The 23,553-nt window shown below is 70.9% G+C and carries 29 protein-coding genes; 15 read left to right on the forward strand and 14 right to left on the reverse strand.

Annotation, left to right across the window (positions count from 1 at the left end):
• Window positions 1-86 precede the first annotated feature (86 nt).
• Window positions 87-344, forward strand: coding sequence for a hypothetical protein (locus WMF43_RS34280; RefSeq protein WP_437671137.1), 258 nt, complete (start codon window positions 87-89; stop codon window positions 342-344).
• A gap of 177 nt (window positions 345-521) precedes the next feature.
• Here the strand turns inward: WMF43_RS34280 and WMF43_RS34285 are convergent, their stop codons facing one another.
• Together WMF43_RS34285 and WMF43_RS34290 are read right to left on the reverse strand one after the other, a co-directional pair.
• Window positions 522-896, reverse strand: coding sequence for a hypothetical protein (locus tag WMF43_RS34285; RefSeq protein WP_437671138.1), 375 nt, complete (start codon window positions 894-896; stop codon window positions 522-524).
• 146 nt (window positions 897-1,042) lie between these two features.
• Window positions 1,043-1,678 (reverse strand): hypothetical protein, encoded by a 636-nt coding sequence (locus tag WMF43_RS34290; RefSeq protein WP_437671139.1) that lies wholly within the window; start codon window positions 1,676-1,678, stop codon window positions 1,043-1,045.
• Between the two features lie 382 nt (window positions 1,679-2,060).
• Here WMF43_RS34290 and WMF43_RS34295 point away from each other — a divergent pair, with 382 nt between their 5' ends.
• The 5 genes from WMF43_RS34295 (at window position 2,061) to WMF43_RS34315 (ending at window position 6,762) form a co-directional block, all read left to right on the forward strand.
• On the forward strand, window positions 2,061-2,900 hold the full coding sequence (locus WMF43_RS34295; RefSeq protein ID WP_437671140.1) for a YceI family protein: 840 nt from the start codon (window positions 2,061-2,063) through the stop codon (window positions 2,898-2,900).
• Window positions 2,901-3,147: 247 nt separating this feature from the next.
• Window positions 3,148-3,552, forward strand: coding sequence for a hypothetical protein (locus WMF43_RS34300; RefSeq protein ID WP_437671141.1), 405 nt, complete (start codon window positions 3,148-3,150; stop codon window positions 3,550-3,552).
• A gap of 22 nt (window positions 3,553-3,574) precedes the next feature.
• Window positions 3,575-4,447, forward strand: a complete 873-nt coding sequence (locus WMF43_RS34305) for a DUF692 domain-containing protein (protein WP_437671142.1) — start codon at window positions 3,575-3,577, stop codon at window positions 4,445-4,447.
• A complete protein-coding gene (locus tag WMF43_RS34310) occupies window positions 4,444-5,385 on the forward strand; it encodes an HvfC/BufC N-terminal domain-containing protein (RefSeq protein ID WP_437671143.1) in 942 nt (313 codons plus the stop codon). The genes WMF43_RS34305 and WMF43_RS34310 overlap by 4 nt, the downstream gene beginning before the upstream one ends.
• Window positions 5,386-5,493: 108 nt before the next feature.
• Window positions 5,494-6,762: a lactonase family protein gene (locus WMF43_RS34315; protein ID WP_437671144.1), complete on the forward strand. Its 1,269-nt coding sequence runs from the start codon at window positions 5,494-5,496 to the stop codon at window positions 6,760-6,762.
• A gap of 132 nt (window positions 6,763-6,894) precedes the next feature.
• Here WMF43_RS34315 and WMF43_RS34320 read toward each other — a convergent pair whose 3' ends face one another.
• Together WMF43_RS34320 and WMF43_RS34325 are read right to left on the reverse strand one after the other, a co-directional pair.
• Window positions 6,895-7,293, reverse strand: coding sequence for a DUF5615 family PIN-like protein (locus tag WMF43_RS34320; protein WP_437671145.1), 399 nt, complete (start codon window positions 7,291-7,293; stop codon window positions 6,895-6,897).
• On the reverse strand, window positions 7,290-8,057 hold the full coding sequence (locus tag WMF43_RS34325; protein WP_437671146.1) for a DUF433 domain-containing protein: 768 nt from the start codon (window positions 8,055-8,057) through the stop codon (window positions 7,290-7,292). Before WMF43_RS34325 ends, WMF43_RS34320 begins: the two co-directional genes overlap by 4 nt.
• Before the next feature lie 284 nt (window positions 8,058-8,341).
• Between WMF43_RS34325 and WMF43_RS34330 the strand changes: the two genes are divergently transcribed.
• A complete protein-coding gene (locus WMF43_RS34330) occupies window positions 8,342-10,567 on the forward strand; it encodes an SUMF1/EgtB/PvdO family nonheme iron enzyme (protein ID WP_437671147.1) in 2,226 nt (741 codons plus the stop codon).
• A gap of 4 nt (window positions 10,568-10,571) precedes the next feature.
• Entirely contained in the window at window positions 10,572-12,092 is a 1,521-nt protein-coding gene (locus tag WMF43_RS34335) for a hypothetical protein (protein WP_437671148.1), read from the forward strand.
• 37 nt (window positions 12,093-12,129) lie between these two features.
• On the opposite strand, the gene WMF43_RS34340 is transcribed toward WMF43_RS34335, so the two are convergent.
• Window positions 12,130-12,372, reverse strand: a complete 243-nt coding sequence (locus WMF43_RS34340; protein WP_437671149.1) for a type II toxin-antitoxin system RelE family toxin — start codon at window positions 12,370-12,372, stop codon at window positions 12,130-12,132.
• Window positions 12,372-12,644: a hypothetical protein gene (locus tag WMF43_RS34345; RefSeq protein ID WP_437671150.1), complete on the reverse strand. Its 273-nt coding sequence runs from the start codon at window positions 12,642-12,644 to the stop codon at window positions 12,372-12,374. Before WMF43_RS34345 ends, WMF43_RS34340 begins: the two co-directional genes overlap by 1 nt.
• Window positions 12,645-13,064: 420 nt before the next feature.
• Between WMF43_RS34345 and WMF43_RS34350 the strand changes: the two genes are divergently transcribed.
• The gene (locus tag WMF43_RS34350) at window positions 13,065-13,322 is read left to right on the forward strand and encodes a hypothetical protein (protein ID WP_437671151.1); all 258 of its coding nucleotides are present in this window, start codon (window positions 13,065-13,067) and stop codon (window positions 13,320-13,322) included.
• Between the two features lie 1,894 nt (window positions 13,323-15,216).
• On the forward strand, window positions 15,217-15,519 hold the full coding sequence (locus WMF43_RS34355) for a hypothetical protein (RefSeq protein ID WP_437671152.1): 303 nt from the start codon (window positions 15,217-15,219) through the stop codon (window positions 15,517-15,519).
• Between the two features lie 177 nt (window positions 15,520-15,696).
• Here the strand turns inward: WMF43_RS34355 and WMF43_RS34360 are convergent, their stop codons facing one another.
• Window positions 15,697-16,086, reverse strand: a complete 390-nt coding sequence (locus WMF43_RS34360; RefSeq protein WP_437671153.1) for a hypothetical protein — start codon at window positions 16,084-16,086, stop codon at window positions 15,697-15,699.
• Between the two features lie 57 nt (window positions 16,087-16,143).
• A complete protein-coding gene (locus WMF43_RS34365; RefSeq protein WP_437671154.1) occupies window positions 16,144-16,401 on the reverse strand; it encodes a hypothetical protein in 258 nt (85 codons plus the stop codon).
• Between the two features lie 144 nt (window positions 16,402-16,545).
• Between WMF43_RS34365 and WMF43_RS34370 the strand changes: the two genes are divergently transcribed.
• Together WMF43_RS34370 and WMF43_RS34375 are read left to right on the forward strand one after the other, a co-directional pair.
• Entirely contained in the window at window positions 16,546-16,671 is a 126-nt protein-coding gene (locus WMF43_RS34370; protein ID WP_437671155.1) for a hypothetical protein, read from the forward strand.
• Window positions 16,672-16,979: 308 nt separating this feature from the next.
• Entirely contained in the window at window positions 16,980-17,228 is a 249-nt protein-coding gene (locus WMF43_RS34375; RefSeq protein WP_437671156.1) for a hypothetical protein, read from the forward strand.
• A 21-nt stretch (window positions 17,229-17,249) separates the two neighbouring features.
• On the opposite strand, the gene WMF43_RS34380 is transcribed toward WMF43_RS34375, so the two are convergent.
• Window positions 17,250-17,525, reverse strand: coding sequence for a hypothetical protein (locus tag WMF43_RS34380; protein ID WP_437671157.1), 276 nt, complete (start codon window positions 17,523-17,525; stop codon window positions 17,250-17,252).
• A gap of 278 nt (window positions 17,526-17,803) precedes the next feature.
• Between WMF43_RS34380 and WMF43_RS34385 the strand changes: the two genes are divergently transcribed.
• A complete protein-coding gene (locus WMF43_RS34385; RefSeq protein ID WP_437671158.1) occupies window positions 17,804-17,992 on the forward strand; it encodes a hypothetical protein in 189 nt (62 codons plus the stop codon).
• Window positions 17,993-18,001: 9 nt separating this feature from the next.
• The gene (locus WMF43_RS34390; RefSeq protein ID WP_437671159.1) at window positions 18,002-18,379 is read left to right on the forward strand and encodes a hypothetical protein; all 378 of its coding nucleotides are present in this window, start codon (window positions 18,002-18,004) and stop codon (window positions 18,377-18,379) included.
• On the opposite strand, the gene WMF43_RS34395 is transcribed toward WMF43_RS34390, so the two are convergent.
• Window positions 18,366-18,578 (reverse strand): hypothetical protein, encoded by a 213-nt coding sequence (locus WMF43_RS34395; RefSeq protein WP_437671160.1) that lies wholly within the window; start codon window positions 18,576-18,578, stop codon window positions 18,366-18,368. The two genes, WMF43_RS34390 and WMF43_RS34395, sit on opposite strands and share 14 nt — an antisense overlap.
• A gap of 1,076 nt (window positions 18,579-19,654) precedes the next feature.
• The gene (locus WMF43_RS34400) at window positions 19,655-20,314 is read right to left on the reverse strand and encodes a hypothetical protein (RefSeq protein ID WP_437671161.1); all 660 of its coding nucleotides are present in this window, start codon (window positions 20,312-20,314) and stop codon (window positions 19,655-19,657) included.
• A 48-nt stretch (window positions 20,315-20,362) separates the two neighbouring features.
• Between WMF43_RS34400 and WMF43_RS34405 the strand changes: the two genes are divergently transcribed.
• A complete protein-coding gene (locus tag WMF43_RS34405; protein ID WP_437671162.1) occupies window positions 20,363-20,560 on the forward strand; it encodes a hypothetical protein in 198 nt (65 codons plus the stop codon).
• Between the two features lie 231 nt (window positions 20,561-20,791).
• Here WMF43_RS34405 and WMF43_RS34410 read toward each other — a convergent pair whose 3' ends face one another.
• The 3 genes from WMF43_RS34410 to WMF43_RS34420 all read right to left on the reverse strand — a co-directional run bounded on the left by WMF43_RS34410 (window position 20,792) and on the right by WMF43_RS34420 (window position 23,541).
• The gene (locus WMF43_RS34410; protein ID WP_437671163.1) at window positions 20,792-21,379 is read right to left on the reverse strand and encodes a thioredoxin family protein; all 588 of its coding nucleotides are present in this window, start codon (window positions 21,377-21,379) and stop codon (window positions 20,792-20,794) included.
• A 322-nt stretch (window positions 21,380-21,701) separates the two neighbouring features.
• On the reverse strand, window positions 21,702-22,037 hold the full coding sequence (locus tag WMF43_RS34415; protein ID WP_437671164.1) for a hypothetical protein: 336 nt from the start codon (window positions 22,035-22,037) through the stop codon (window positions 21,702-21,704).
• 229 nt (window positions 22,038-22,266) lie between these two features.
• Window positions 22,267-23,541 (reverse strand): extracellular catalytic domain type 1 short-chain-length polyhydroxyalkanoate depolymerase, encoded by a 1,275-nt coding sequence (locus WMF43_RS34420; RefSeq protein WP_437671165.1) that lies wholly within the window; start codon window positions 23,539-23,541, stop codon window positions 22,267-22,269.
• Window positions 23,542-23,553 lie beyond the last annotated feature (12 nt).

Here is a 23,553-nt window from a genome sequence, read left to right on the forward strand (position 1 = left end):
CCTTGGCTTGGGACCGGGGGGACGGGTGCGGGTGGAGGAGTGGACGATCGATCGCGCCGGCCCCAGAGGCCTCGGAAGGAGGAACTATGGGAAACGAGCGAACCAAGGACCAGCTGGGGGTGGAACGGCCCGAGCGCGAGGTCAGCGAGGAGAAGCAGCCGCACCCGCAGGCGGAGGTGCCCGGGGTGCGGGGGGCGATCACCTCGTCCGGAGAGAGGGCCGACGCGCCAGAGGATGAGGTCGAGACGTTCGGCAGCGAAGGGGGCGCGGGCAACTACAAGGGGGGACCGGAGTATTCGAATAAGGAGATCCCTCCGGAGGGCTCGGGCGGGGAGCCGGCGTAGCGGCATCGAAGGAGATTTAAATCGAATCGATCACGATCACGATCACGAAAGAGGGCAGAGCGAGAGACGAGAGACGAGAGACGAAAGACGAGGGGCGGTCGCGAGAATGCGGGGCTCATCGTGAGAGAATCCTCGCAACCAGCTCGGGTACAATCGCGATGCCCCCCGAGCTTCCGTCTACTGCTGCTGCTGCGCCGGCCTGGGCGCACACCGCTGCATGTACGCCGGCTCGGGGCAACCTTCGTGCGTCAGCACCTCGCTGTCCTTGCACTGCACGAGCGCCGCCCTGATATCGAGGCACCGCCCCGGCCCCGCCTCCACACACCGATGCTGCGTCGTGGTCCCGATCGCGCACCCATCCACCTGCCCCTCAGGACACGTGAGCAGCGCCCCGGTAGAACAGTCCTCCCCCTCCCGACCGGCCGCCGCCGTCCCCGTGGTCGCCGTCGTCCCCTGGGCCGCCTGCGGCGTGGTGCAGGCGGCGCTCGAGGCAAACGCGAGCGCCGTAAAGAAGAAAAAGCCCCTCCGGGGCGAGCTGCTCCGTGCATTCATGCCATCGTTCTCCGTGGGTCAGGGCCGGACGGAGACCCGAAAGACAGGTCACCGCCCGGCGCGCTCGGCAGACTACTCCACGGAACGGCATCCTCCCGGCGCTTTCGCGCCCCCCAAGAGAACGCCCGGCGCACGCAGCGCCCCGGTCAGAACGCGCCGCCGCCGTGCGCGATCACAGACCAGCTGTCCCCGCCCGTCCGCTCGGCTGCGCCGCGGACGCTCAGATCATCGAGGAACACGGGACGGAAGTTGAACCGAGCGCCCAGCTTGATGTTCCGCGTGACGAGCCGCTCCACGCCCGCGGTGAGCGGAACCGCCACCGCGAACGCGTCGCCGCCCTCGCCCGCCCAGCCCGCGTACCCCACGCCCGCGACCACGAACGGTTGCACGAACGCCTCGTGGGCGCGCAGCACGTTGTAACGAACCCCCGCGTCGAACGAGGTCAACACGAGCGATCGCGCCGTCGTCGTGCGCTCGTTCACCGAACCAACGTAGTTGCCCTCGACCGCCAGCCGCGGCGACAGGGTCCCTGTCACACGCACGTTCCAGGTGGGGCCGACCGCCGCGGTGCCCCCCAGGTAACCGAGCACGCCGAAGCCGCCCTCGACCGCGATCGTGGGCTCGGGAAAGCGCTGGATCAGCGGCTGATCCGCCGGCGGGAGGTTGCCCGCCGGCCGCCCGCCGCGCCGATCCGCCGCCGTGTCCTGCGCGTCCGCCGCAAACGCCAGCGCCATCATGGCAGCGACGGTCATCCCCGCCGCCGCGAGTCGTCGCATCCTCATCGCTCTTCCTCTCCCATCAACCTGGTCCACCATCGACGATCGGCCTCGCGGCGGTGCACACCGTGGGCCAGACGCCCCTGTGCAGCGCGGGTCCGGCGGCGCGGCGCGCTCCGCACGGCCGCCGCGCTGCGGAAAACCAGCGCCGACCGAAACCGCAGCGCGACGCGCCCGTAGAGGGATCGGCGCGCCCGAAGCCTCTGCCCGACCGCCACGAGCGCGCCGTTTCAGCCGGAGAGATCGAACCCAGCAGCGAGGTGGTGCGGCGGCCCCATGCCTGCCCTCTTCTCGCTTCCCGCCGCCCGAGCGCCCTGCTCAATTGTAACGAGGGCAGCGCGGCGGCGACAGGCGGCGGGCCTCGACCACAACACTCCAGGAGACGAGCGTGACGACGATCCGAACAAGGACCCTGCTCTTCGCGGCGCTCGCGGCCGCAAGCGTGAGCGCGGCCGCGTGCCAGGAAGAGAAGGCGCCCCTCGCGCCCGCCGCGACCGAGCTCAAGGCGCCGGCGGCGAAGGCGCCCGCCGCGGCGACCTTCGCGATCGACAGGGCAGGCAGCAAGGTCGAGCTCATGATGGAGGCGCCGCAGGAGAAGATCCGCGGGCGGATCGAGGGCGCGGCCGAGGGGACGCTGCAGGTCGACCCCGCCGACATCACGAGGACGACGGGCCTCATCACGATCGACCTCTCGCCCCTCGAGCTGTTCCAGACCGGCGTGGGCGACGACGGCAAGCCCGGCCAGGAGAAGAAGAGCGATCTCCAGAACGAGCACGCGCGCACGTGGCTCGAGATCTCGAAGGACACGCCCGCCGACGTCCGCGAGAAGAACACGAGGGCCCAGTTCGCGATCAAGTCGATCTCGACCTCCGGCGAGAAGGACCTGTCGAAGCTGTCCGGCGCGGAGCGCAGCGTGACCGTCACCGCGTCCGGCGACCTCCTGCTCCATCAGCGGCAGGCCCCGAAGACCGTGGAGCTCGTGGCCACGTTCACGTACGAGGGAGACAGGCCCACCCGCGTCGCCGTGAAGACGGCGAAGCCGTTCGCCGTCGGGCTCGCCGAGCACGACGTCCGACCGCGCGAGGCGTTCGGCAAGCTCGCCCAGAAGACGCTGGAGGTGCTCTCGCCCAAGGTCGCCAAAGAGGCGATGGTGTCGCTCGAATTCACCGCGACGCCCGTGAAGAACGACGCCGCCGCGCCGGCCAGCACCGCGGCTCCCGCGCCGTGACGCCGCGCCGTGACGCCGCGGACCGCGGCGCGGTGAGGCCGCGGACCGCGGCGCGGTGAGGCCGCGGACCGCGGCGCGGTGAGGCCGCGGACCGCGGCGCGCCGCGCGTCGCTGGACGATGAGCCGTTGCGGCGCCGCGGCGGGTCTGAGATGAACCAGCGCTCTCGGCCGCCGCGGAGAAACCAACCCCGGCTTCGCCCGTACCAGGGTTGCTGGGCCATCGAGACGTGAACCAGAGGAGCACACGATGTTGTCGAAGAAGAGCATCTACGAGACCCTCGCCGCGCTGAGCGCCGGCGCCATGGTGGTGAGCGGCTGCGGCGGCGCGCAGGCGCCGGTCAACGCGGCCGAGGTCCCCGCCGAGCACGAGGCGGCCCCGGCCGCGCCCACCGAGGCGACCTCGGGCGACGACGCCGCGGGCGCCACCGCGGCCGGGACCCCGGCGGAGCCGTCCTCCACGGCGGAGGCGCCCCCCCCCGCGCCCCCCACCGACGTGCAGTCCGCGACCGAGCCGAAGATCGCGCCCACCGCGACCCCGGCCCCGGGCGCGCCCGCCCCGCCCTCGCCGACGACACCGGCCAAGCCGACCGCCAAGAAGCCGGCCGGCAAGAAGCCCGGCCACGCTGGCTGCGGCGCGGGCACCTGCGGCTGACCCCGGCCCGCCCTCCCGCCGCATGTTCGCCACGACCGGCAGCGCGCCGACCGGCGTCGGCCTCGGGCTCCGGTGGGAGTTCCTCGAGGAGGTGCTCGCCGCGCTCGACGAAGGCGCGGCGCTGCCCGTCCCCTTCTTCGAGCTCTCCCCCGAGAACTACATGCGCCGCGGCGGCTACTACCCCGCCGCGATCGAGCACATCCGGGAGCACCGCCCGATCCTGACGCACGGGCTCACCCTGTCGGTCGGCGGGGTCGACCCGTTCGACGCGGGTTACCTGCGCGCGCTCGGGGATCTGCTCGGGCGGCTCGATCCTCCCTTCCACAGCGACCACCTCTGCTTCTGCGGGGTCGACGGCAGGCAGCTCCACGACCTCCTGCCGCTGCCGCTGACGCCCGCGGCCGCCGCCCACGCCGCGGCCCGCATCCGCGAGGCGGAGGACCGGCTCGAGCGCCCGATGGCGGTCGAGAACATCACGAGCTACCTGGTCCCGGGCCGCGCCTCGCTCGACGAGGCCGACTTCCTCGTCGAGGTGCTCGAGCGCGCCGGCTGCGGGCTCTTGCTCGACGTGAACAACCTCTACGTGAACGCCAAAAACCACGGCTTCGATCCGGTCGCGTTCCTGGAGAAGATCCCGCCCCGGCGCGTCGTGGCGATGCACGTCGCCGGGCACGAGTGGCGCGACGAGGCGGAGGTCCTCGTCGACACCCACGGCGCCCCGGTGATCGAGCCGGTGCTCGATCTGCTCGCCCGCGCCGTCGCGCGGACCGGGCCGGTGCCGGTGGTGCTCGAGCGCGACCACGACGTGCCGCCGCTCGCGGCGCTGCTCGACGAGCTCGCGGCGGTGGACGCAGCGTACCGCCGCGGGCTCGCCGCGCGGGAGGCGCAGGCGTGAGCCGCGCGGGGGACGCTGGCGGGGGGCGCGCGGGGGACGCGGGCGGAGGCAGCACGGGGGGCGCAGACGGGGGCCGCATCGGAGGCGCAAGCGGGCAACCCGCGCCCGCGCCGCCGGAGCTCGCGGCGCTGCAGCGGGCGCTCCAGCGCAGCGTGAGCGAGCCGGACGGCGCGGGGATCGCCGCCGATCCGCGCGCGTGGCTCGCCCGCGCCGGGCTCGAGGGGCCCGACCTCGACGCGATGGCGTCGCTCCCCCCGAAGCGGCTGCTCCTCTACCGGAGCCTCATCCGCGGCGGGCTGACGAGCGCGATCCGGAACGAGATCCCGCGGACCGCGGCGCGGCTCGGCCCGCTGTTCGAGGCCTACGTCTCCCGCTTCCTCGCGGAGGAGCTGCCCCGATCGCCCTACCTCCGCGACGTCGCCTTCGAGTTCGTCGCCTTCGCCGCGCCGCGCTGGGCCGCCGACCCGGAGGTCCCGCCGTACCTCGCGGATCTCGCGCGCCACGAGCTCGTCGCGTTCGTGGCGGCGTGCGCCGAGCCGGAGGACGCGGCGGCCGGCGCGCCGGGCGCCGGCGACGAGCTCTCGCTCGACCGGGGCGCGCGCTTCCAGCGGGCCGCGACGCTCGTGCGCTACGAGCACGCGGTGCACCGGCTCCAGGGCGGCGAGGCGGCGCGCGACGTGCCGGCGCGCGAGCCCGTGAGCCTGCTCGTGTACCGCGACGCCGACCACGAGGTCCGCTACCTCGAGCTCACGCCGCTCGCGGCCGAGATCCTCGGCCGCCTCCTCGCCGGCGAGACGCTCAGCGAGGCCGTGATCGCGGGCTGCGCGGCCCTCGGGCGCCCGGTCGACGGCGCGGTCCTGGAGAGCACCGCGGCCTTCCTGAGCGACCTCGCGGAGCGCGGCGCGCTGCTCGGAGCGTCGCCCCAGTCGACGACCTGAGCCGTGGCACGAGAAATTGCGCGCACTGCGGTCAGCCTCGACGGCGATCTTCGCGGCCTGCGTTCCTGGCCGGAGGTGACGCGTGATCCCGGATAAAGTCGGGCGAACATGCAGCGACCTTTCTTCTGGTTGGCGGTCGGCCTGTGGCTCGGGTGCGGCAGCTCGGGCGCTCGGACCCCAGACAACGGGACCTCGACGGGGACCTCGGGCGGCGGTAGCCCCGTGAGCCCGAGCGGCGGCGGCAGCGGCAACGCGGGCGGCGGCGGCAGCGGCAACGCGGGCGGCGGCGCTGGCGGCGGCAGCGCGGGCGGCGGCGCTCCGGCCTCCGGGGGCGGGCCGTTCGTCTATGTCGGAGGCCACGCGGGGATCTTCGTCTTCCGCTTGAACGAGGCCGACGGCGCGCTCGACGCCGTCGAGGGCCCGCTCGACGCCGAGATGAACCCGACCTTCCTCGCCGTCGATCCCGCGCATCGGCACCTCTTCGCGGTGAACGAGCTGAGCGAGGTGGACGGGGAGGAGTCGGGCGCGGTCAGCGCGTTCCGGATCGGCCAGGAGGACGGTAAACTCGCGTTTATCAACAGGATTTCATCGAAAGGCAGGGGCCCCGCCCACCTCGCCACGGATCGCTCCGGGCGCTTCGTCCTGGTCACCAACTACGGCGGGGGCACGGCGGCGGTGCTCCCCATCGGCCAGGAAGGCGAGCTCGGCCAGGCGGTCGCCGAGAGGACCTTCGGCTTCCGGTCGAGGTCGCACCACGCCGCGACCGATCCGGCGAACCGGTTCGCCTTCGTCACCAACCTCGGGCTCGACGCGATCGCGCAGTTCACCTTCGACGAGGCGACGGGCCAGCTGGAGCCCAACGACCCGCCGACCATCACGTTCCCCAGGGGCACGACCCCTCGCCACCTCGAGTTCCACCCGAACGGCCGGTTCGCTTACGTGATCAACGAGTCGGCCGGCTCGATCACCACCCTGAGCTACGACCCGGCGCGCGGGACGTTCTCCGCCGTGGCCACCGTCTCGACGTTGCCGGAGGGCGCGAGCAGCGAGGACAACACCTGCGCCGAGATCCAGGTGTCCCCGTCGGGCAAGTTCGTTTACGGCTCGAACCGCGGCCACGACAGCATTGCCATCTTCGCGGTCGACCCCGAGAGCGGAGCGCTCACCCCCGTCGGCCACCAGCCGACGGGCGGCGCGACGCCGCGCCATTTCCAGATGTCGCCGTCGGGCAAGCTGCTGCTCGCCGCGAACCAGGACTCGGACAACATCGTCGCGTTCCACGTGAACGAGGCGACTGGCGCGCTCGAGCCGACCGGCCGTGTCACCGCCGTCCCCGAGCCGACCTATGTCGGGATCGTGCACCTGACGGGCCGGTGAGCGAGCCGCCTCCACCCGCGTCGGCGGGTGCCATTCATCAGCTCACGATGCGCCGACCTCACGCGAGCATCTCGGCTGAGCCCGGTCCCGGCTGAGGTCCCCTGGCGCCGCCGGCTCACCTGCGTGGGCTCATCACCCGTCCGTGCGCCGCCGTATCGCCTTCGCTCTCAGCGGGAGGGTTTTGATCCGGCTCTTCGTCTCGTCCACCGTGATCAGCGCCCCCTGCTCCAGTGCGCCCGCGTGCTCCCGGAGGACGGTCGCGACCCGCTTCGCCAAAGAGTTCGCCCGTATATCGCGCGTCCGCAGCAGCATCACGCTTGGACTCGCCGCCCCGGTCATCGCGAGCAGGTCAGTAAAATCGAGATCACAGGTCAGGACCACACAGCCGTTCGCCGATGCCCAGGAGAAGATCTCCCTGTCGGTTGCGTCGGCTGCGCCCACGGAGGACCAGTGAACGGCGCCGATCCCGAGCGATCCGAGCTCCCCGACCCACCTCGGCGCCAGATTCATGTCGACGAGGAGGCGGATCAAGCCGCCTCTCGAGGAGGATCACGGCGACTCATGAACCATGCCGCATAGGCGAGCGCCGCCCGGAGATCGGCCTCCTGCAGATACGGGTAATCCTCCAGGACGGCCTCGAACGAGTGACCCACCGAGAGGAGGCTGAGGATCGCTCCAACCGTGACGCGGGTGCCGCGGATGCACGGCCTTCCTCCCATCACCTCGGGGCTGCGCACGATCCGCGAGAGGAGCTCTCCCTCGGCCGAGCGACGCTCCCCGAGGTCGCCGTCGACACGCACCAGCGTGTGCCTCCCGTGCCGGCCATGGAAGTTGATGTCCTCGAACTCGGGTGCCGTCAGGCCGTGCGCCCGCTCCACGCACCACCCTGTGAAGACACCCAGCTTCGGATCGGGGCGATACCCCTCCCCGCTCGCCGGCTGCTCCCGGAGGGCATCGAGCAAGCCTCGGTTGTCCTCCAGGTCGATCACCCTCGCGAGAGCGGCGTTCCTCTCGGGCCACAGGGGCTCGAAGCGTCCTCCCAGGGAGGCAGGGTCGAGCACGCGGTAGGTGCCCACCAGGCGGTGCCGCCTCTCGTTGTGGGCGGTGTGGATGTAATAGACATGAAGGACGTCGCCGGGCCGAACGCGCTTGACGTTCCCGACCGCCCCCCCCGCGGCATCGTTCTTCATGCGCCTGTAAGCCGACCGCGCGACGAAGCCGAAAGCGTCGGCCAGCCGGGTCGTGTCCTCGTCGGGCTTCTTCCTGCCCGTGACTTTGTAGGCCCACTCCGGCATGTCGACGCCCCAAGCTACCCCCCCGCCCCGCCCTGTCAACGGCTCCCGGACCCCCCGACCGGCCGCGCCGCCCCGGGGCAGGCTCACCTCGGCGAGGTCCCGGCCCTGGGAGCGCGACCGCCGGCCCGCGCGGCGACCGCCAGGCCCGCAGCGACCGCCGGGACGGCGGCGACGGCCGGGGCGCCGTGAAATGGTTCCAACCGGGCCCGCTGCCACTAAGATGACCCTGACGCACGCGAGCGCGGCGCTTCGACCGGCGCCCCGCCGCGGCGCGTAGGGACCTCATGAGCCAGCACCTGGACCGCAGCGACCCGCTCACCATCGCGGGGACCCTCATCGCCGACAAGTACAGGATCGAGCGCGCCGTCGGCGAGGGCGGCTTCAGCGTCGTTTACAAGGCCGAGCACGTCATCTGGAAGCAGCCGGTCGCCCTCAAGTGCTTCACCCTCCTCGCGAACGCCCCGCCCGAGCAGCGCGAGGAGCTGCTCCAGGGGTTCATCCAGGAGGGCAAGCTCATGGCGGAGCTCTCGAGCCGCTCGGCCGCCATCGTCCAGGCGCGCGACATCGGCACCTTCAACGCGCCCGACGGGCAGTGGCTGCCCTACATGGTCCTCGAGTGGCTCGACGGCATGCCGCTCGACCGGGTCCTCGAGGAGGAGGCGCGGCAGCGGCTGCCGCGGCGCGACCTCCACGCGACGCTCGCGCTGCTCGAGTCGGCGGCGGTCGCGCTCGAGCTCGTGCACTCGCGCAACATCGCGCACCGCGACATCAAGCCGGCCAACCTCTTCGTCGTCGGCCGGCCGCGCGACCCCTCCGCCTTCGTGAAGGTGCTCGACTTCGGCATCGCCAAGGTGATGGCCGAGCACGCCGCGGCGGCGACGGCGCTCGCCCACACCGGCAAGGAGATCACCGCGTTCACGCCGAGCTACGGCGCCCCCGAGCAGTTCAGCCGCACCCACGGCGCGACCGGGCCGTGGACCGACGTCTTCGCGATGGCGCTCATCATGGTCGAGGTGATGCTCGGCGGAGCGCCGGCCCTGGAGGGCGACGACTACATGCAGCTCGCGGTCGCGAGCCGCGATCCGTCGCGCCGGCCGACCCCCAGGACCCTCGGCCTCGAGGTGAGCAACGAGGTCGAGGCGGTCTTCGAGAAGGCGCTCGCCGTGGCGCCGTCGGATCGCTTCCCCACCATGGGGCGCTTCTGGTCGGCGCTGCACCGGGCGATCTCCCTCGACGATCCGAGCTGGGCGATGAGCTCGGGCGGCTCCCTCGCGCCGCCGGCCGGCGCGTCGGCCCCGCGGATGTCCTCGTCCCCGCGGATGTCCTCGTCCCCGCACCTGTCGCCGCAGGTCGCGCCGACGCTGGCGGCGCCCCCGACCGCGTCGGCCCCGGGGACCGCCCCTCCGGCGACGTCCCAGACCGCTGCCCTCCAGGAGATGGGCACCACCGGCGGCACCGCGAAGGACGCGGCGACGCAGCGCCCGGCGCCGGCCGGGCCGCGGCCCAAGGGCGCGCTGGCGCTCGGCGTCGCCGCGGTCGCGCTCGCGGCCGGCGTCGCGATCGCCGTCCACCTGCTCCGCGAGCCCCCGGAGCCGCCGCAGGCCGACACGTCGCGCCCCGCCCCGGTCGCCTCGTCCGCCCCGCCGATCGTCAGCGCGAGCGCGCCGGCCGCGCCGGCCGCGCGCCCGACCGAGTGCCCTTCCGGGATGGTGCTCGTCCCGGGCGGCAAGTTCTTCATGGGCTCCGACGATCCGGCGTTCAAGCTGTGGCAGCCCGCGCACAAGGTCACGATCGACACGTTCTGCATCGACGTCCACGAGGTGACCGCGGGCGAGTACAAGGCGTGCTCGGACAAGGGCGAGTGCAAGCGGCCCCCGACCACGCCCGACTTCCCCAGGCCGGACGGGGTGTCCGCCGCCGAGCACGAGCGGACGCTCGCGGCGCTCGCCGAGCTCTGCACCTTCGGGAAGCCCGAGCTCGCGCAGCACCCGATCAACTGCGTGCCGTGGAGCCTCGCGGACGCGTACTGTACCGTCCACCAGAAGCGCCTGCCGACCGAGGCCGAGTGGGAGTACGCGGCGCGCGGCTCCGACGGGCGCAAGTTCCCCTGGGGCGACGAGCCGGGCGATCACACGTTCATGAACGCGTGCGGCGCCGAGTGTACGAAGTGGGAGACGGCGCGGAAGCTCAAGCCGAGCCCGCGCATGTACGACGCCGACGACGGCTTCTTCGGCACGGCGCCGGTGGGGTCGTTCCCGAAGGGCAAGACGCGGTTCGGCGCGCACGACACCGTGGGCAACGTCTGGGAGTGGACCGCGGACTGGTTCGCGACCTACAGGGACGAGGAGCAGGTGAACCCGAAGGGCGCGCCCGCCGGCGACCGCAAGGCGATCCGGGGAGGCGGCTACAACGGCGGCTTCCCGCTCTGGATGAACCCGGCGTTCCGCTACCACCAGCTCGCGACGGCCAGCGCGCCGGGCATCGGCTTCCGCTGCGTGACCGATCTCTAGCCCCGTGCCCGTCCCCGCCTCGCAGCTCGGCAACCCCTCGATCACGGGCCCGCTCGGCACGCTCGCGTTCTCGCAGGTGCGCCCGCTCAGCGCGTCGCTCGCGCTGCGCGCGATCCGCTGGCACCAGAGCCTCGAGCGGCTCGGGGTCGTCCTGCCGTTCGCGCTCGTGCACGACGCGGGGCTGGTCTTCTCGACCCCGCGCGAGCAGCTCGAGCTCGGCCCGCGCTGCGACCCGAAGGAGCTCGCGGGCCGGCTCCGCGACCCGGAGCGCACCCTGGAGGGCTACCGGGCGGTGCTCCGGGAGCTCGGCGAGAGCGAGGCCGCGCGCTCGGCGGCGCAGCTCCGGATGAACGACGACCTGATCACGGTCCTGCTCTCGCGCCTGTTCAGCACCGTCGCCGCGCGCACCCACGCGGCGCCCTCGTACCGCGCGTCGCTCCCGGTGGACGCGGCGCTCTTCGAGGGGATCGATCCGCAGCTCCGCGGCCTGTTCCTGTCGACGCGGCGCGACTTCGAGCAGCGGGCGCTCGAGGCGCTCGACGTCTCGCGGCTCTACGTGCTCACGATGTCGGACGCGCTCGACATCGAGACGCTGCGCCTGTTCGGCATGCTGGGCTCGGAGGCGTCGGCGGGGGCGCTCGCCCAGGTCGATCTGCTGGCGGCGCTCTCGTCGCCCGAGGCGAACGACATCGTGAGCTTCTCGCTGGAGATCCTGCCGAGCGTGCTCGAGACGAAGACGCGCCCCGCGGCGGGCACGACGGCGGCGCACGGCTACTCGGGCCTCGGCACGCGCGGCTCGATCGACAGCATGGTGCTGACGGAGCTCGCCTGGGACGACATGGAGCTCGCGCGCCGGATCGCGGACAACGAGGTGCTCTATTTCGCCCGCGAGCAGAGCCGGGACGAGCAGAAGCGCATCCACTACCTGCTCATCGACGCGTCGGCCTCGATGCGCGGCGATCGCCAGACGTTCGCCCGGGGGATGGCGATCGCGACGGGCAAGCGGCTGCTGCTCGAGGGGGAGGACGTGGCGTTCCGCTTCTTCGACGCGCGCCTCTACGAGCTCTACCGCGCGAAGAACGGCCAGCTCCCCACGGCGCATCTGTTGTCGTTCAAGGGGGAGCGCGGCCGGAACCCGGCGCGCGTGTTCGCGGAGCTCGCGACCGATCTCGACGTGACGCGGCACCACGACCCGCGCACCCCGGTGGTGCACCTGTTCACGCACGCGGCGCTCTACATCCCGCGGGAGATGGTGCAGGCGGTGCAGAGCCACGCGCACATCTCGGCGGTGTTCATGCTGCCGTCCGGCGGCCAGCTCGACCTCGACTACCTGGACCTGCTCGACGCGCACTGGGTGGTCGATCATGCGACCGTCGCGAGCGGGGCGGCGCGGGCCAGCGCGGCCAAGGCGATCCTCGGCGAGAAGGAGCGGGCCGAGGAGGGGGGCGCCGGCGGGCGGCGCCCGGGAGCGCAGCGCGCGGCGGGCGAGGCCGAGGGCGGGCGCGGGGAGAGGCGCGCGCCCTGAGGGCGGCGGGCGAGGCCGAGGTCCTCGCGAGGTGAAGCTACACCCGGTGCCCCCACCAGACGCGGAGCACGTGCTCCTGGACGTCGCGCGTGATCCGCACGCGGTACGAACCGACGCGCAGGCGCAGCGTCACGGCGTCGTCCTCCGGCAGCCGGTAGAAGTCGCCTTCGCCTGTCTCCGCGAAGTGCTGGACGGCCTCATCGATTCTGGCGGCGTCCTGCCAGTGTAAACGACCCAGCGAGACGCGTCCGGGCGGGGTCCAGTCGACAACCCACGTCATCAAGGACGGGAAGGCGTGCGCCCGCGGGCCCGCATGATCTCCTCGTACTCCGCCAAGGCGCCCTCTGCCTCCGCCCTCCGCCGGATCTCGGCCGTCACTTCCTCGCCAGGGATGCAGGGGCCGTCAGCAGCAGCCGCAACCGCCTCGCGCTCCTCGTCCGAGATCTGCTCGTCGTAGACCACCGGCGCGAGCCGGAACGCGCGGAGGACCGGATCCTCCTCGTCAAGATCGGGGGCCATGACGTGGGCGGTGCTGTCTCGTCGGAGGCTCATGCGCCGAAGGGTACTACGGCACTCCCGCCGGATCGACGGCGTCCGGCATGGAAAATGCTGAGCGCAGAGGGGAATGCGCGGCCTCAGTCTGGTCAATCGCGCTCCCCACCGCCCTGATCCGTGATCACCTCGTCGGCGGCGCGCGCACCTTCGACGAAGAACCGTCGTGGGAGCGGCGTCGTCTACGTCGAGGCCGAGGCGGAGCAGCAGGGCACGGTCGTGCGGCGGGACCGAGCGGAAGATCTCAGCGGCGGCGGGGCACGGGCGCGTACCCATCACGTCGATCCGGCGGGCGCTCGCGGTCCGCCGTGAGGCCCACAGCCACGAGAATCACGAGCAATTAACCCACTCGGCCGTAATACCCCGGCTCGTTGCCGGGCTGAGGACGCGAGATCTGCGGAGGAACCGCCACTAAACGGCATGATTGCCGATGGTGATGGTGCGCGGTCGGTAGACGCTAAGTGCCTGGATCTACGTCGCCGGGCAGAATTCGGGCAAAAATCCACCGAGGCATCGCCCGCCGCCGACGTGGGGGCGAACGGCGACGTGGAGGCGGCGGCGGCACTCGCGCTGCTCGGCCGTCAGGTCCTCGCTGGCTCCCTGGCGTGGGACGCGCTCGACACCGTGTTGGCCGACCTCGACGGGGAGCCGCCGGCACGCGAGCGGAGGGGGCCATGAAGCTGCTCGCGTCGCGGCGGCGGTGCTCACGGTCGTCTCCTGCCTGCCTCCGGACGACGCCGAGTGGACGGCGCGCAACCAACACGCGGAAAAAATCGCTACTCCGTTGCCCGGGACCCCCTCTACCACTGTTGCAGGGGGGAGGTAGGACAACGGGACCGCCCCGTGGCGATGGATACCCGCCCCACAGCATCGTTGCCGCTGGGGGGCAGGCGAGGCGGGGCGCTGGACCTCCGCTGCGAGAGGCACGTCATCAAAACCTCCCCGTGCTCACTCAAAATCGGCACAGAATGATGTCGTAGGTCCAGACCCCTCGCATATACCACTCGCGCACGACTCGTTGCTGCTACATTCCTCGCCAGGTGGTAGTTTGCATTGGCCAAGGCTGTTGCACACGTAGCCGGCAACGCAGTGCTCACCAACGCCAAGCATGGAACACGTGCCCACTGACCCCGCCACGTGGCAGCTCATGCATGTTGACGGGTTGCAGTCGGCGTTGCAGCAGACGCGTTGGTCACAGATCCCGCTCCCGCAATCTGCGGGAGCCAGACAATCTTCACCGTTCGCAGCCTTGCATGTGCCGGTAGCATCACAGATTTGGCTGGCGCATTGCATTGCAACCAGGCATGACTGACCGTTTGCGCGTTTGCACCGGCCTGTGACGTCGCACGCTTCGTTCTCCCCGCAACCCAGGCCCTGCGTGCCTCGTGCCGCTCGTCTGCATCGGCTGTCATCACCACAGGCGTGGCATGTCGCGCAGTGGGCATCATCCGTGCACTCTGTGCGACACGTGTTGCCTTCCGCGTTGCAAGCGAATCCCTCGCAGCTTGTCGTCTTGATGTTGGTGCACCCCACGGTGATCCCGTCGCACGTCCTGACGCTCTCGATGCCGTCGGTGCACGTAGTCTCGGAGCACTCGCTTCCGGCCTCGGTGGGACCGCACGTCCCGTCCTCGCCAGCTCCTTTCAGCTCAGCAGTACATGAATCGCATGCTGCATCACAAGCCTCGTTGCAGCAGACGCCGTCTGCACAGTTTTCGGTGTAGCAGTCGAACGCGGCGGAGCAGCGCTTCCCCGCCCTGCATGGCAAGCAGCTGCCGCCGCAGTCGACGTCGCTTTCGTCGCCGTTGATTCTGCCGTCATCGCATGCTGCGCCGCCGCCACCGCCTCCTCCACCAGCGCCGCCACCTGAGCTGACGGGTGAGCCAGCGCCGGCTGTGCCGCCACCACCGCCAGCACTGCCTCGGCTTGAACTGACGGACGAGCCAGCGCCGCCGCCGGTCGGTGATGTGAAAGTTCCTCCGCCCCCATCGTCTGCACGCGTGTACTGGTCCCAGTCCGCGCCGATGAGCTGCGCGCAGCCGCCGTGCGCGGAAGCTGCAACCCCGACCAGAACCACCGCCCACGCTCCCGCCATCGTCCTGCCCGCCATGGGCCGGAGCGTCCGGCGGTGCGTTTCCGCGGTCAAGAACGCCGCGGAGCCGCGTCTAGGGGCAGGTTCGACCGGGGTGAACGCGCCCGCGACCCGCGGTTCGTGCGCTGCGTCCGCTCCCGATCCGCCGGCCGAGTAAGCGCCGCGCAGCAAAGCGGGACCGCAGCAAGAGTCGGCCCTTTCGGCGACCCGGCGCCCGCCCGTCGAGGCGCCGTCAGCCCAGCAGTGGGCGCCCGCGTCGGGCACCTCCTCGTCGAGCCCATCGACGGCGTGCCGGGCTGGCCCTGGTGCGTCCACAGCGCGGCGCCGCATGCTGGAGCGCGGGGTGAGGGCAGGCGGCTGGCGACGCGACGGCAGGGTGGGTAAACTTTTACCACTTGCTATTTTCGCTTGTGCTTGTCGAGCGACTCGAGGGAGTGACGTGGTCGGGTTCGGATGGATGCCGAGCCCAATTGGAGGACTCGTGAACAAGTCGAACAGATCGAAGCTCCCGGCGACCATCGGTCGCCCGCGTCCCACTCCGTCCGCTCGTCTCCAGCCCAGGGCTGGCGACCGCTACCACATGGAGCGGCTCGACCGCGTCGGTCGCCGGCTGACGCGCGCCTACGTCTCCGACATGCTGCTGGGCTTCGGCGGCGTAGCCTCGACGGCCGCCGTGCACGCGCTGACCCGTCGGTGCGAAGTCGAGGTGCTGCGGACCAGAAACGGCGTGACCGTCCCCGTGTACCGTGCCGACCGTCACGGCGGCGGCGGCTGGGTGTCGTAGCCCGAGTTCCCCCCTCCCCCACCACTGCCTCCGCCCACCACCCGCCGCACCTCCAGAGCGCCGCGAACGTGCCGCTGGCGTCGTAGTGTACCTCCAGCGTCACGCCCGGCGCGGCAGGGTGCGGCACGGCCAGCACGGCGGCGGGCTCGGAGAGGTCGGCTTCGGCTGCGTCGAGGTCTAGGTCGTGTCCCTGTCGGTCAGGTCGGCGCGAGGTGTCGCTCCGGTTGCGTCGGGATCGTGCGCAACTTGCGGTCCAGGAGGATCATCGGAACCAGACGAACGTATCTTGAGCCATTCCTCGAGCGTCGTACCCGGCCCACGGTAACCCTTGAAGTTGCTGTGCTCATTGGCGGGCTCCAACCACGACTCGGTTGGCACGAGGCCCACGGTGTCGGGTCGGTCTTCGGTTGTCTTCACGACCCTGCCGTTGCTGTCCTGGTACTCCGTCGTGGGGATTACGAGAGCCCAGCAGGCCACTGGCTCCTCGTACGTATCTTTCTCATCGCCGAACACGGCGAACCACCCAGGTGCCGCGGCGACGATCTGCTTCTGAACGTAAAACTCCAACTTGTGCGGTTTATTTACCATAGAACGCCTCCGAGCAGTCCGTCCGCATGCCCAGGGTCACCGGGGCCAGCGCGGCTCTCGCTTGCCGACATACCCCTTGTAATCTTCCGAACCTGAGGCGGCGGTTTGATCGCCTTCCTGCTCTCCAGCGCTCTGCTCGCGCGAGCGCCTCGCGGTGTAGCACAGGGTCAGGTCCTGCCCGTCCTTCTCCTTGATCCACTGCGTGGAGAAGACCTCCCAGCCCTTGCCTTCGAGTTCGTTGAGCCGACCCGCAGCGAAGGTCTTCGACACCGTGTCCGCGATCCACTCGTACATGCAGTCCTCTCGTGGTGAGCCAGCAGAGTACGATCCGCGCAGGGGACGGGTCCAGCGCAGCCGGTCCTACGGCGCGGAGCCAGAGCAAGCCCCGGACGCGCTCTCTGTCGCAACCCGCTCCCGGACCGCGTCGACCTGGAGGACATGAACGACCTCTCCCCCGACGACCTCGACGCCCTCCTCGCCATGGCCGACGCCGTGCTCGCCGAGCCCGAGCGGACGCTCTCCGCCCCCGCACCCCCATCGTGCCCGGCGTGCTGCTCGAGGTGACCACCGACGGCACGGGCATCGTCTCCGCCTGGTGGCGCTGCGGCATCCGGGAGCGGCCCGCGTCGCCCCCTCGTCCAGCCCGAGCCGTCGCTCGACCCGCTGCGCGAGGCGAAAGCCGCTCCTGCGGTGCCGCCCGGCAAGACGGCCCATGCGATCGGCCGCCACCATCACCGCATCGCGCGGCCCGCCGCCACAGCTCGGCGCCCAGCTCCACCCCTGCTCCTTCGCGTCGATGTAGCTGAGTCCTCCATGCGGCTGCGCCCTGAGACCGTATTGCCGTTTCGCGTCGACCGCGGTACACGCGCATCATGACACAGTCAGAGGACAAGAACGAGGGCGCTGTGCTCGAGCTGCTCGAGGCTGCCGTGGCCGCCGCACGATTCGCTTCGGAGATTTTCCAGAGCCAGCTCGCGCGAGAGAATCCAGCTTTGGCGCAGGCTGGTGTTAACGCGCTCGACGCCGCTACACGGGCGATCGATGTGGCAAAGGGCAAGCTCGAGCCGCAGTACGCCGCGTTCGATCGGATCGAGGCTAAACTCTACGGCAAGGGCTCGTAACCGGACATCACGCAACAGTCTTCACGTGCTCCGCTTCAGCGGGTGGCGCACGTCGACCACCACGAAGCGGTTCTCTTCCAGGTACCCGGCCGGTATGGGCGGGAGCTGCCTGAAGGGTTCCGGCGGCGGCGAGAACCACACGAACCCGCAGTAGGCGCAGATGGACTCGGAGTCGTCCGCCCCCTTCCGCGCCATGACCTCGGCCGGGATCTTCGCGCGCTCGTCGTGGGTGAGCGACCGGACCGACGGGTTCGACGCACGGCAGCTCCTGGCGGGGCATCCTGAGATCGGCGTCACGCGACCAGCATCCCGCGGTTCGCGAACCGTGCCGTCCAACCGGAGGGGAGCGGAGCCGCCGCCGGCTGGCCGGATTCGCCGGAGCGTCCCCGACCCTTGGGTCGGCCGCCCTAGGCGGCCAGACCGCCGTGGGAGCCCTGACCGGCGAGGTCCTCATCCGGCGGCAGGGCGTGGCAACCTCTCGCGGAATCACGTGCCGCACACTTGTCAGGTGTACGGACAAACGATACGGATAATCTACGCGTTCGCGTAGACTCGCTCGGACAGTTGGGAGGCCCATGATGCACGGCAAGAGCAACGCAGCGGCACAGGAGCAGCCTGCCGCGCCCGAGTCAGGTGAGAGCGACGTGCGGCGCCGGCGAGATCCCGCTGCGCTCGCCCGCTTGGACGAGCTCTTCCGCAGTGCGCCGCCGGAGTGGCAGGAAGTCTTCGCCGAGCTTGACCGCCGCGATCCGAAAATGCGATAGCGCGCGGGGATGCTCCGGCTCGACGACCTGCTTGACATCTGCGAGCGGCTCGAGCTGAACGCCGAGTCCCAGTGGAACGAGTTCCCATCGGAACGTAACCTGCGCCGGTGCCTTGACGAGGCGGAGGAGCGCGCCGGGTTCAGCCCGTCCCCGACTGAAGAGGCCGCCGCCCTGTTCTTCTCCTTGAGCTTCAACGAGAACCTGCTCGGCGACGCGGCGCCCCAGCTGGCGGTCAGGGCATTGTACGTGCAGTTCGTCGCGTCCGGTCTGCGGATGCATCCGGAGACGCGCAGAACCCTCCCCGACATGAAGGACCGGATCGCCGAGGGCGACCTTACCTGGGATGAGGTCCGCAGCTGGTTCGAGGCGCGCCTCAGGCCGAGGTGAGCAGAGCTCCGCCTTCGCCCAGTCGCTCGCGCTCCCACCGTTTCTGGTCCGCGATCTCCTCGTCGGCGGCTCGCACGCCCTCGACGAAGAACTCCGCGGACGCGGGGTCGTCAAGGTCGAGGCCGAGCCGGAGCAGCATGGTGCGGTCGCGCGGAGGGACCGCGCGGAGGAGCTCGGCGGCGGAGCGGCGGCGGGCCATGGCGCGAGGCTACAGGCCGAGCGGATCTCAGGTGGCCGGCTCCGGGTCATCACCTCCTACCGAAACCTCGCAACGAGCGCGTCGAGGTCGATCCAGCACATCAACTGCCGCTGCGCGCCCTAGGCCCTGCCCGGCTCGATGCTGCGGGCGATGTCGAGCACGCACCTCGGCTCCTCGCCCGTGGCGGGCGCAACGCTCCAGACGTGCTCCTTGGCCTCGATGGCTGGTACCCCTCGGCATCCCGCTGCCCACCGTCGAGCGCCCAGCGCACCGGCACGCCGGCGCACAGGCCGAGCTCGATGACCACGAACACGTGCTCCCTCGGGCCGGCGCCGACGAGGACGACGTCCCCCGGGCCTGGCATCGCCCCGATCGCCCGCGGGCGCTGCTCGATCGCCTCGGGGGTCCGGCCTCCGAATCGCGCGGGCTTCGGTGCCGATCCGGATCAGCCGGGTCACCGCCGTCCCGACGACGTAGGGCGCGCCGAGCAGCGCATGCCGCAGGCCGAGCGCCCGCCAGAGACCGGCGCAGATCAACGCGCAGCCGCTCATCCGCGCCATATCCTCCCGGGCCTGCCGGCCCTCCCCGGGCGCGACGAGCTCGAGGTAGGCGGCGTGCCGGTCGGGGCGGCGCGGGTTCGCTCCGAGGCCGGCGAGGCTCTGCTCCGATCGAGCTCCCGCTGTATGGCCTCGGCCCCAGGCTCCCCCTTGCATCCGCCGCGGTACCCGAGATCGTCCAGGAAGAGCACGTCGGCCGCGTCAACCTCCGCGACTACGCGATCGGCGTCAGCCGGCGCTGACCACGGATTGACGTGCCGCTCGTGGGTATATCGCCGCACGAGTACTCGCCCGACAGGGTTCGGCGCTGCCCTCGTCATCGCGACGCCGAGGCTCGTCTTGCCGCTCCCTGTCTCGCCCGTCAGCGTCACCACAGGAGCCGCCAGGCTCGCCTGCGCCAGGTCGACGGCCGCGCCGTTCGCCACGAGGGCGCGCAGCTCCGGGTGCTCGAACCTTGCCCATGCGTACACGGGCGGCGGCGTCATCCCGACCAGCTTCCACTCTTCTTGCTTTGCTCTATCACGCTGCCCTCGCGGTCTGCTTCGGCGGGAAGCGCACGACGCGCACGAGGGCGCCATTGTCGGACAAGACTCGGCGCGCCACACCGACCCCGTAGAGGCGCCCGGCGGCCTGCTCGTCGAGCCCAGTCGTGACCCACGTCGGGAGCGGCGGACTGCCCCCGCGGTGGAACCGGACCGAGATGAGCTTCGAGGTGAGGTCCTTGAAGACCGTCTCGACGCCGTGGCGCTCGGCGCCGAAGTCGTCGAGGACGACGAGCGGCGCGTCCGCGACCGCCTTGAACACGGCCTCCGGTGCGCCCTTCTCCCCGCCCTCGCCCGAGAGATCCCAGGCCGACACGTACTTCGCGCCGCACGCGATCTGGACGATGCACGAGTCGAGCAGCCCCCCGAGCGCCATGGCGAACACGTGGCGGAGCAGCACGATCGCGAGCGAGGTGTTCCCGGTCCCGGCCGGGCCGGCCAGGGTGAGGGTCGCGACGTCCGGCTCCGGCTTCAGCATGAGCGGCAAGATCGCCGCGGCTTCCTTCCGCGCGCGCAGCGGGATCCGCTGCTCGACCTCCGGTGCCTTGGGTTTCGCCCACCGAATCAGGTAGGGCAGCGCCGCGTCGAGCGGCACGTGGAGAATGTCGACCTCCGGCATCGCGTGCTGCACGTCCACCGTGCGATCGATAGGAAGCGAGGCGGCATCAAGGAGGTGAAGACGAACATGCCGCGGCGTTTCGCGATCGAGCAGGAGCTGCTCGAGGTGCTCGTCGCCGACGCGCGAGCAGTGGGCGCCGTCCGGCTCGTCGCCGTGCCGCCGGTGCACTCGCTCCCTGGGAAGCTCAGGAAGTACCTACAGCGCGCCGGCGTCGACCGCGCGGAGCTCTTCGTTGAAGACGCGACCAGGAAGCGCCTGACGTGACACGATCTCCGCGACGGGCATCACCTGGATGGCGATCCGAGGAGGCGAGCCCATGCACATTATGCACAGGGCGGGCCATGAGCAGATGGCCACCACGATGGGCTACGTCCGCGAGGCGGAGTCGGTCGAGTGGCTCCGGTCCGAGGTCTTCCTCCCCGCTGCCTCCGGCGCTCATTCTGCCCGGAGTTCTGCCCGACAGGGGGAGACCTCGCCGCGTACCCGTTGAATTGATTAAGGAATCCGCCCGTAATACCCCGGCTCGTTGCCGGGCTTCCACTTGATGTTGCAGCCGATGCTCGGCCGCTGATCCGAGGGGGCGGGCGCCTTCTTGAGCACCGCGTCGACGGCGGCGCGGAGGTCGCGCCCCGTCACCGGGACGTTGTTGCCCGGGCGGCTGTCGTCGAGCTGACCGCGGTAGACCAGCCGGCGGTCGGGCCCGAAGAGGTAGAAGTCCGGCGTGCAGGCCGCCTGGTAGGCCTTGGCGACCTCCTGGGTCTCGTCGAGCAGATACGGGAACGTATAGCCGACCTCGCGCGCCTCCCTCGCCATCGCCTCGGCGTTGTCCGCGGGATAGGCGGCGACGTCGTTCGGGTTGATGGCCACGATCGCCACGTCCTCGGGCCGGTAGTCGCGCCGGAGCTTCGCGAGCTCGTGGCGGACGTGCTTGACGAACGGGCAATGATTGCAGATGAACATCACGAGGAGCGCCGGCTGCTTCGTGAAGTCCGACAGCGCCACCTGCTCTCCGTTGAAATCCGGAAGCCTGAAGTCGGGCGCCGGGGTGCCGAGCTCGAGCATCGTGGACGGGGTGCGTGCCATGGCAGAGATCCTCCTCTCGAGAGAGACGGCGCGCACCCTACCACACGGAAGGGGAGCCGCGCCCGCGGCGAGGCGAGGCGCGCGCGCCGGCCACCGCGAAGCGCCGCGCCGCCCCGGCTCGCCTCGTCAGCCCGAGCTCACCGTCAGGTCCCAGTCCTCCCAGCCCGAGCTGGTGAGCGCGAGCTCCCGGATGCGGCCATCGCGCGAGCTGCGGAAGAGCACGGCCGACACGTTGTCGCCGCGCTTGTAGGCGGCGGGCGTGCCCGCGGCGGCGGCCGTTTACCCGACGTGAACGAAGGCGTCCGCGTCGGCGCGGTCGAGCTCAGAAGTACGACCGAGAGCTGCACGTGACGGCGTCACATGCCTTGACCCACTTCGGCTTGTTGGCCTCGGGGTTTCCCCACGGACACGAGACGTATGCGACCGTGTTCGCCGTCGCCTGTTCCGTTCCCGCCGTATCGCGGACCACGTAATGAGTGGCGCCGGACACCGTGGCCCAGCTCGCCTGCCAAGCGCAAGCCGCGATGAGCCGTGAGTCCAACCCGGTGGGCGCGGTAAGTTGCTGCTGGGCGGAGGCGCCACCAGCCAGCAGCGCTGCCGGAACGAGAATGGCCGCCGGAAGTACCCTGATGAATACGCTTTTGATTTTCTGACGCATGACCCTCTCCTGTGATGCCGACGAAGAAGCCGACGCGAGCCCTGCGCCGGCGGACGTGCCGTGCCCCGAGAGACCTTCGATGCGTGGGCCGCGGATTGTGCTGGTGGAATATTCGGCAGCCGGCTCGCCTTTCCTGGCGATGACTGGCACCTCTTCCTTGACTGTTAATTTCGTCCTACGCTGCCGTGCGCATGAGCCATGCGCCGACAAGGCAACGTGTCAGCACCTATCATTTCCGGCGACGGAACGTCAACAGCGCGAGGCCCAGGGCGACGGCCGCTGCGTAGGAGCTCTTCGGCTTCGCATTGCCGACGACACAGGCACATCCGCCCGACTCAGAGGAGGAATCCGGGCCCGCGCCCGGGTCGGCGCCGCCCGCAGTGCCGCTCGGGGCGCTGCCGCCCGTCGCGCCGCCGCCGGGGCTTCCGCCCTCCCCCGCGATGCCACCGCTCCCGGCAGCAGGTCCGGCGCTGCCGACGTTCTGATCACCCCCGGCGCCGCCGCCCGAGCCGCCCATGCCGCCGCTGCCGTCTGGACCCGAACAATCGATCTCTGGATCGGTAGCACCGGCCCTGTCGAGACCGAAGAACGCGAGGATGGCGTCGTGCTCGTACGGCATGGAGTGCGCGCCGTTTCTCCCTGACCAGGCCTCGAACACGGTGTAGCCACATTCGTGCTTCCAGAACTGGCGGTCATAGGTGGTCCCGTTCGCGGTGGTCGTGTTGTCGGTCGAGGTCGGGGTCTCGCTCAACCCGAGGACGTTCGTCCACTCCTTGATCGCCTCGCCGTAATTGTTGTAGTTGATCGTCGCATCCGCCGTGCCGTGGAAGATCTGAAGGCGCGGGCGACGCCCCGTATAACCAGGGTACATCGCACGAACCTGGTCTCCCCACGCCTGCGCCGTCTTGCTCGTCCTGCCCGCCGCGCAGTTGCCGCTCCACTGGTTGCTCTGGTCGAAGCCGTCCGCCCAGCACCCCGCCGGCACCCCTGCCCTCGCCGCTCCAGCCCTGAAGATGTCCGGGTACACCGCGAGCAGGGCTTGCGTCATCATCGCTCCGGAGGAGCCGCCCATCGCGTAGACCCGCTTCGGGTCGCCGCTGTACTCCGCGAGCGTGTACTTCACCATCTGAGCGATGGCCTGCGTGTCGCCGCCGCCGTCATGGGTCAGGGATCTCGTCGTGCCGACGTCCCAGCAGTTTCGGCCGGCGGCCTCCGGAAGGATGATGATGAAGCCGTTCCGGTCGGCCCCCTCGCGGATACCCGAGATGCTGTTGAAGAACCCGCTCACCGGAGTGCTGCAGGAGTGGCAGGCCACCACGATGGGTGGGTTCTCCGCCAGCTGATCCGGGACGTAGATGTGCATGTTGACGTAATCCGGTACGCCGCTGGCTCCCCACGTCGCCCGGTTCACCATCACCACGGACGCCGCGTGCACCGGCACGGCCGCGAGCAGTCCCAGAGAGATCGACGCGACCGCGAAAACGCGATTCTGAACTCGACGCATGTCCGAGCACCC

Origin of the sequence: Sorangium sp. So ce131 (assembly GCF_051519095.1) — a bacterium.
In the GTDB taxonomy this organism is placed as follows: Bacteria; Myxococcota_A; Polyangia; order Polyangiales; family Polyangiaceae; genus Sorangium.

Coding starts and splice junctions, on each gene's coding strand:
- WMF43_RS34280 (WP_437671137.1), top strand. CDS start 87: ATGGGAAACGAGCGAACCAAGGACCAGCTGGGGGTGGAACGGCCCGAG.
- WMF43_RS34285 (WP_437671138.1), bottom strand. CDS start 896: ATGAATGCACGGAGCAGCTCGCCCCGGAGGGGCTTTTTCTTCTTTACG.
- WMF43_RS34290 (WP_437671139.1), bottom strand. CDS start 1,678: ATGAGGATGCGACGACTCGCGGCGGCGGGGATGACCGTCGCTGCCATG.
- WMF43_RS34300 (WP_437671141.1), top strand. CDS start 3,148: ATGTTGTCGAAGAAGAGCATCTACGAGACCCTCGCCGCGCTGAGCGCC.
- WMF43_RS34305 (WP_437671142.1), top strand. CDS start 3,575: ATGTTCGCCACGACCGGCAGCGCGCCGACCGGCGTCGGCCTCGGGCTC.
- WMF43_RS34315 (WP_437671144.1), top strand. CDS start 5,494: ATGCAGCGACCTTTCTTCTGGTTGGCGGTCGGCCTGTGGCTCGGGTGC.
- WMF43_RS34325 (WP_437671146.1), bottom strand. CDS start 8,057: ATGCCGGAGTGGGCCTACAAAGTCACGGGCAGGAAGAAGCCCGACGAG.
- WMF43_RS34330 (WP_437671147.1), top strand. CDS start 8,342: ATGAGCCAGCACCTGGACCGCAGCGACCCGCTCACCATCGCGGGGACC.
- WMF43_RS34340 (WP_437671149.1), bottom strand. CDS start 12,372: ATGACGTGGGTTGTCGACTGGACCCCGCCCGGACGCGTCTCGCTGGGT.
- WMF43_RS34345 (WP_437671150.1), bottom strand. CDS start 12,644: ATGAGCCTCCGACGAGACAGCACCGCCCACGTCATGGCCCCCGATCTT.
- WMF43_RS34350 (WP_437671151.1), top strand. CDS start 13,065: ATGATTGCCGATGGTGATGGTGCGCGGTCGGTAGACGCTAAGTGCCTG.
- WMF43_RS34365 (WP_437671154.1), bottom strand. CDS start 16,401: ATGTACGAGTGGATCGCGGACACGGTGTCGAAGACCTTCGCTGCGGGT.
- WMF43_RS34370 (WP_437671155.1), top strand. CDS start 16,546: ATGAACGACCTCTCCCCCGACGACCTCGACGCCCTCCTCGCCATGGCC.
- WMF43_RS34375 (WP_437671156.1), top strand. CDS start 16,980: ATGACACAGTCAGAGGACAAGAACGAGGGCGCTGTGCTCGAGCTGCTC.
- WMF43_RS34385 (WP_437671158.1), top strand. CDS start 17,804: ATGATGCACGGCAAGAGCAACGCAGCGGCACAGGAGCAGCCTGCCGCG.
- WMF43_RS34390 (WP_437671159.1), top strand. CDS start 18,002: ATGCTCCGGCTCGACGACCTGCTTGACATCTGCGAGCGGCTCGAGCTG.
- WMF43_RS34395 (WP_437671160.1), bottom strand. CDS start 18,578: ATGGCCCGCCGCCGCTCCGCCGCCGAGCTCCTCCGCGCGGTCCCTCCG.
- WMF43_RS34405 (WP_437671162.1), top strand. CDS start 20,363: ATGCCGCGGCGTTTCGCGATCGAGCAGGAGCTGCTCGAGGTGCTCGTC.
- WMF43_RS34410 (WP_437671163.1), bottom strand. CDS start 21,379: ATGGCACGCACCCCGTCCACGATGCTCGAGCTCGGCACCCCGGCGCCC.
- WMF43_RS34415 (WP_437671164.1), bottom strand. CDS start 22,037: ATGCGTCAGAAAATCAAAAGCGTATTCATCAGGGTACTTCCGGCGGCC.
- WMF43_RS34420 (WP_437671165.1), bottom strand. CDS start 23,541: ATGCGTCGAGTTCAGAATCGCGTTTTCGCGGTCGCGTCGATCTCTCTG.